Genomic DNA, 6,497 nt, shown 5'->3' on the forward strand with positions numbered 1-6,497 from the left:
AATCGCTAAATTATAGTGTAATTAGTAAGTTTAATTATGAAGATGATAATTTAGATATATGTGAATTTATAGGTAAGAAGAATAAAAAAGATAAATTTGAAAAAGGGACTTATAAAGTAAACGTTTTTAATGGAAAAGAGCTAGTTACAAGTACTCAATTTTCTTTAAGGTAATACTTAGATTAAGTATTAATTAATTATTTCTATTTCATAAACCTGAAAGTAAGTGCTATTACTTTCAGGTTTTTTTATTGGTTTAATGCAGCTATACAACGTTCTCTAATATGCCAAAGCTCTGTAAGCGTATAAGGGATATGATGCATTTTAATCCAGTTTTCTAAAAAAGCCTTGTGTAGATTTACTTTATAATCTCCAATTTGTTTAGGCATAATATAGACTTCTTTTAATAGGCTTTTCTCAAAAGTAATTTCAGAAGTTACAGTTCTGGTTACATCCAAAATGGAATGTTTTATCTTTAAGTATGTATGAGCTTCAGGAATGTACTCTAAATTATAATATTTTAATACAGAGCCAACACCATTGGTATTAGTTTCATTCATTTTATAAATACCTATACACAACATAACATCATGTTGATTATTTTCTATAGCTATTTGTTTTAAAAAGGCATGCTTAGTAGAACAAGTACCTTTATTTTCTAATAAAACTAAGTTATAATTACTTCTATCAGAATTTCTACCATAGGGTAACCCTTTAATATAATTACAAACAGCATCAAATGTTTTTAACCCTTTTGTATAACAAGCTTTAGAAAGCCCCTCAGAGTAATTTACATTAAATACATTCTCCATTTATAATTACCTGTTCAATATGATTATCTCCAAAAGCATAAGGCAAATAATTATAACTAGGTATAGCTTTAGTTATCATTAAATTTGCTTTTTTTCCTTTGGTAATACTTCCATATTCATTAGCTATTCCCATTGCATATGCTCCATTAATAGTAGCAGCATTAATAGCTTCTTCAGGAGTTAGTTTCATTTTTATACATGCGGTGCTTACAACAAAGTTCATATTTCCAGAAGGTGTAGAACCAGGGTTATAATCTGTAGCTAGTGCTAATGGTAATCCAGCATCAATAATTTGCCTTCCTGGCGTATACGGGATACTTAAAAAATAAGAACATGAGGGTAAAGCTACCGGCATTGTTTTACTATTTTTTAATGCTTCAATATCATCAGGGTTTAATTCTTCTAGATGGTCTACACTAAGTGCATTATACTTTACGGCCAAAGCAACACCTCCAAAGGCATTAAATTGATTAACATGAATTTTTGGTGTTAGATTATAAGCTTTAGAGGCTTTTAATATTTGCTCGGTATCTTCTAAAGAAAAGTAGCCTTTTTCACAAAAAACATCTACATATTGTGCCAATTCTTCTTTAGCTATTTGTGGCAACATATCATTTATAATACTATCTAAATAACCTTGTTTATTATCTTTATAAGCTTTAGGCACTGCATGAGCTCCTAGAAAAGTAGCTTTTACTTTTAATGGAAACTCTTTTTTTATACGTTTTATTACCCTAAGCATTTTTAATTCTGCATTGGGTGTTAAGCCATATCCCGACTTTATTTCTATAGCTCCTGTTCCCATTTGCATAACCGCTTTAACACGTGCTACAGATTGTATATATAACTCTTCTTCACTTGTGTTTTGTAGCGTTTCAGCACTATTTAAAATACCACCACCACGCTTTGCTATAGCTTCATAACTTAAACCATTTATACGGTCTACAAATTCTTGTTCCCTATTGCCAGCGTATACAATATGTGTGTGTGAGTCGCACCAAGTAGGTAAAACAATTTTACCAGTAGCATCAATAGTTTTTTCTGCTGTAATACCTTGTGCATCTTCCATTTTACCGTAATCTATAATAGTATCATGGGCTATTAATAGGTAAGCATTTTTTATGTTAGGTAGTTCTTGCATTGCTTTACCCGATACATTTTGAAGTCCAGATTCTCTTACCTGTAGAAGTTCTTTTATATTAATTATTAGTGTAGACATGTAATGCTTTATATAGTATAATTAAGTGCATAAATTTAGACATAAAATAACGAGTAAAAAAGATTAATTATAATTAGCTGATTTTTTAATATACTCTTGAATTGCATAATTATGGTATAACTCGTTTATTAGCGATATAAAATATTATTTTTATATGTGAAATAATGAATAAATACGTTCCTAATGTTACTAAATGAAGACTAAACTTAATATGTTGAAATGTTTAATAACTATAATAGTTATATTATCGAGTAGGCTTGGGCTTTCGCAAAATAATACAATCCATAAGGATAGTTTAATTTTATATTACGAGAGTAATAAATATAAAGTATCAGCTAGTGCAGAACAAAAGATAAAGCAAAAGCTTTTAAATAAAGCAATAAAACGTATAGACATATATGGTTATACAGACCATGTTGGTAGTAATGTATTTAATGATGCTTTAGCTTTAAAAAGAGCCAAAATGGTAAGTAATATTGTTAAGAAGTATAGTGCAGTAGATGCTTTGAATATAATATCTATGGGAGAAACTTATAGTAGACAGGATAGTACTAATTCTAAAGGAGTGTTAGAAGACCGAAAAGTAGTATGCTATATTAGTTATACAGATACATTAGAAGACCTTAAGTTACAAACCTCTCCCGAAAATTACTTAAAAAAGCTAAACACATTAAAAATAGGAGAAAGTATAGTTTTAAGAAATATTTTATTTTATTTGGGTAAAGCTATTATTATACCGTCTAGTCTTCCTGAATTAGAACTTTTATTACAGATCTTAGAAAATAATCCAAACTTATATATTGAGATTATAGGGCATGTTTGTTGTGGAAGTTATGATGAAATTGAGAATAAAGAGAAATACGAATATGAAACGGAGTATGAATATGAAGCTGTTTTATATACCAATAGTTACGATTATAATAAAACCTTATCACTAAACCGAGCTGAAGCTATTAAAAGACATTTAAAGTATAAGGGAATAGATCCTAAAAGAATTGTAACCAAAGGCATGGGGTTTTCTAATCCATTATATTTTCCAGAGAAAAGCGAAGACGATAAATTGTCTAATAGAAGAATAGAAGTAGTAGTACTAAAAAAATAACGAGTAAAATGAAGTTATTAAAGTACTACACTTAAACTTTCGGAGAAATCTGTATTATATATATTTATAGCGACAACAAGCATTATAATTATGCCTAATAAACTAATACACCAATTGTATTTTTTTAAAACTAATCTTGAAGCAAAATAAATAAATAAGGTTATTACACCTATAATAGCAGGAATCCATTTAATAATAACCGAAGCCATACCAATGTTAGAGTAATCTACAGAAAAAGTAATTGAACATGCAATAATTTCTACAATAATTATAGCTATAGCATTAAACTTTACATCATTTAATTTTTGATTCATTCGTTAGTGCAGAGATTTAATAAAATAAGAGTTATTGAAAAAGTTAAATGTAAAAATAACTTTTTAATTTAAGGTATTTACAATTAAGTCCTCTTTATTAAGAAGTCCCAATAGTTCTTGCTCAAAACTTATAGTAAACATATTCGCTTTAGGATTAATAATACGTTTGTTTTCATCTACTAAAAAAATCTTAGAAATTGGCCTAATAGACAAAACCTCTTTTGATTTTTTGGGGAACTTAAAACGAAACTCTCTATCCTTATTTTTTACTCCAAAATGATTTAAAATACTAGCTTGCTCCAAGTAACTAATAGAATCTATATTTATAGCAAGGAAATCTACCTCAGGATATTTAATTTTAAGTTGTTCTGCCCTTTTATGAGAACTTATAATTTGAACCTTACTCTTTGCTGCCCAAAAATAAATAACAGTAGGTTTATTAATTAAACTAGTTAAATTAACTTCTCTATCATTTTTATCTAATAAAGTAACAGAAGGTATTTTATAACCAGGACTTAAACGCTTATAAACATTTACAGTTCTTGCAACATTGCGTTTTAAGTACTCGTTGGTACATTTTTCTTTAAAAGAGTTAAATAATTCATCATAACCATGATCACTTTTAGAAATATCTACAAAATGTATCATCGTATAATATAATAATCTGTTTTTTTGGAATTCGTTACCTATACGCTCATTTATAATCTTTAGCTTATCTAAATTATAATCTACAGAGTATTCGTTGTATTCTTTTTCATCGGAATGTTCCATATGCGTTTGAAACGCAATATTTGTAACATGGAATTTTAAGAAATTGGTATAAGGAGGGTAATCTTCTAATATTTCATTATTATAATCTACAGTCTTTCTGTAATCGTAAAAATCGTCAGGAAGACTATTAAAAATGTCTAATTCGGACTTTCTATAATTGGCAAAAGGATAAAACTCTTTTCTAGAATAATAATTGTAGTTAATATTTGCTTCGGCAATAGCATTAAAAAGTTTGGTTGTTTTATGCTTAGCTTTAAATTTTTTTAATTTCGCTAACTTTTCATCTCTAATAACCTTTAGTTTTTCTTCAAAAGGCTCAGGGTCTAATTGGCTAATAGTTAAAATTTTCTTTTCGTCCTCTTCACGTTCAGTTTCAAGAAAAAGATCTATTAGGTAGTTGTTTTCCTTAGCACCAATACCTGTGTAAACTAACGATTCATCAAACTCTATAGTATTTATCCTAAATAATAAACTGTCTTTAGGTTGAATAAGAATAAACTGTGTTTCGTGCCCATCGTAAAAATTATATAAACCAGGAGTAAAGTCTGTTAATTCGTACGCAAATCTATTATTGCTATCTAAAGTTATTGTATCTATAACTTCTCTAGATTTTATTAATAATAAATGATCAGAGTTAGGGTTTATAATTTCACCACCTATAAAAGCCTTGGTTTGCTTACATGTGTCTTCTTCTTTCTTACAAGTAAAAAGCGCAAGCGAAGTTAAGAGTAGTATATATATAGACTTAAAATTCATTTAGTAAACTGGGTAAATGTTTATAGTTAGTTATAGCAAAAATATGTTTTGAAACTTTGTTTTGGTGTTAATGCGTTGTTAAATTGAAATATTTTTTCATAAATATTTATAATATAAATACATAAGGTAAATTATTGTAAATAAGTAAGTCTGTTTTTAGTATAGTAAAGAGTAGATTATAAAATAGGATTTGTTCGAGATATTGGAAGTTATTTTTTACTTTTGCAAAAAATTAAAATACAAATAATGTTATCAGTTTCAAACCTATCTGTACAATTCGGTAAACGTGTACTTTTCGATGAAGTAAATACAACTTTTAATAACGGAAATTGTTACGGTATTATTGGTGCCAATGGTGCTGGAAAGTCTACCTTTTTAAAAATAATATCTGGAAAAATGGAGGCGACCTCTGGACACGTACATTTAGAAGCGGGAAAGCGAATGTCTGTGCTAGAGCAAAACCATAATAAGCATGATGAAGATACTGTACTAGAAACTGTAATAAAAGGAAACCAACCGTTATTTAAAATAAAATCTGAAATAGATGCTTTGTATGCAGACTATACAGATGAAAATGCAGAAAAAATAGGAGAACTTCAAGTACAATTTGAAGAAATGAATGGTTGGAATGCAGATAGTGATGCTGCAGCCATGCTATCTAATCTTGGTATTAAAGAGGATTTGCACTATACATTAATGGCAGATTTAGATGGTAAGCAAAAAGTACGTGTATTATTAGCACAAGCACTTTTTGGTAATCCAGATGTTTTAATAATGGATGAGCCTACCAACGATTTAGATTATGAAACTATTGGTTGGTTAGAAAACTTTTTAGCCAATTACGATAACTGTGTCATAGTAGTTTCGCACGATAGACACTTTCTAGATGCAGTTTGTACGCATATTAGTGATATCGATTTCGGAAAAATTAATCACTTCTCTGGTAACTATACCTTTTGGTACGAGTCTTCTCAATTAGCAGCAAGACAACGCGCACAACAAAACAAAAAAGCAGAAGAAAAGAAAAAAGAATTAGAAGAATTTATACGTCGTTTCTCAGCCAATGTTGCAAAAAGTAAACAAGCAACAAGTAGAAAGAAAATGATAGACAAGTTAAACATCGATGATATAAAACCAACATCGCGTCGTTACCCAGCTATAATTTTTGAGCGCGATAGAGAAGCTGGCGATCAAATTTTAAATGTTGAAGGCTTAGGTGCATCTGTAGATGGAGAAGTACTGTTTAAAAACATTGATTTAAACTTAAATAAAGGAGATAAGGTTGTTTTATTTTCTAGAGACTCTAGAGCAACAACAGCATTTTACCAAATACTAAACGGAAAAGAAAAGGCAGACGCTGGAAAATTTGCTTGGGGTGTTACAACAACACAATCGTACTTACCATTGGATAACAGTGAGTTTTTTAATAACGAATTAACATTAATCGATTGGTTACGTCAGTGGGCAACAACAGAGGAGGAAAGAGAAGAAGTTAACATTCGTGGTTTTCTTGGTAAGATGATT

Annotated in this window: 6 protein-coding genes; 2 read left to right on the forward strand and 4 right to left on the reverse strand. The window is 29.2% G+C overall.

Annotated features, from left to right (window positions below):
- Positions 1-247: 247 nt before the first annotated feature.
- Both ACVC2P_RS07525 and hutI read right to left on the reverse strand, forming a co-directional pair.
- Positions 248-811 carry a hypothetical protein gene (locus tag ACVC2P_RS07525; RefSeq protein ID WP_452597867.1) on the reverse strand — a complete coding sequence of 188 codons (564 nt, stop codon included), beginning with the start codon at positions 809-811 and terminating at the stop codon, positions 248-250.
- Positions 795-2,030: an imidazolonepropionase gene (gene hutI, locus ACVC2P_RS07530; RefSeq protein ID WP_452597868.1), complete on the reverse strand. Its 1,236-nt coding sequence runs from the start codon at positions 2,028-2,030 to the stop codon at positions 795-797. Before hutI ends, ACVC2P_RS07525 begins: the two co-directional genes overlap by 17 nt.
- 193 nt (positions 2,031-2,223) lie before the next feature.
- On the opposite strand from hutI, the gene ACVC2P_RS07535 reads away from it, so the two are divergent.
- On the forward strand, positions 2,224-3,132 hold the full coding sequence (locus tag ACVC2P_RS07535) for an OmpA family protein (protein ID WP_452597869.1): 909 nt from the start codon (positions 2,224-2,226) through the stop codon (positions 3,130-3,132).
- Positions 3,133-3,149: 17 nt separating this feature from the next.
- Here ACVC2P_RS07535 and ACVC2P_RS07540 read toward each other — a convergent pair whose 3' ends face one another.
- On the reverse strand, positions 3,150-3,446 hold the full coding sequence (locus ACVC2P_RS07540) for a hypothetical protein (RefSeq protein WP_452597870.1): 297 nt from the start codon (positions 3,444-3,446) through the stop codon (positions 3,150-3,152).
- A 63-nt stretch (positions 3,447-3,509) separates the two neighbouring features.
- Positions 3,510-4,973 carry a TlpA family protein disulfide reductase gene (locus tag ACVC2P_RS07545; protein WP_452597871.1) on the reverse strand — a complete coding sequence of 488 codons (1,464 nt, stop codon included), beginning with the start codon at positions 4,971-4,973 and terminating at the stop codon, positions 3,510-3,512.
- Between the two features lie 246 nt (positions 4,974-5,219).
- Here ACVC2P_RS07545 and ACVC2P_RS07550 point away from each other — a divergent pair.
- On the forward strand, positions 5,220-6,497 hold a 1,278-nt coding region (locus ACVC2P_RS07550), incomplete at its 3' end, for an ABC-F family ATP-binding cassette domain-containing protein (protein WP_452597872.1).

Source organism: Pontimicrobium sp. MEBiC01747 (genome assembly GCF_053601635.1).

Excerpts from the sequence above, each read along its gene's own strand:
- ACVC2P_RS07545 (WP_452597871.1), bottom strand. The coding sequence starts at position 4,973 with ATGAATTTTAAGTCTATATATATACTACTCTTAACTTCGCTTGCGCTT.
- ACVC2P_RS07525 (WP_452597867.1), bottom strand. The coding sequence starts at position 811 with ATGGAGAATGTATTTAATGTAAATTACTCTGAGGGGCTTTCTAAAGCT.
- hutI (WP_452597868.1), bottom strand. The coding sequence starts at position 2,030 with ATGTCTACACTAATAATTAATATAAAAGAACTTCTACAGGTAAGAGAA.
- ACVC2P_RS07535 (WP_452597869.1), top strand. The coding sequence starts at position 2,224 with ATGAAGACTAAACTTAATATGTTGAAATGTTTAATAACTATAATAGTT.
- ACVC2P_RS07540 (WP_452597870.1), bottom strand. The coding sequence starts at position 3,446 with ATGAATCAAAAATTAAATGATGTAAAGTTTAATGCTATAGCTATAATT.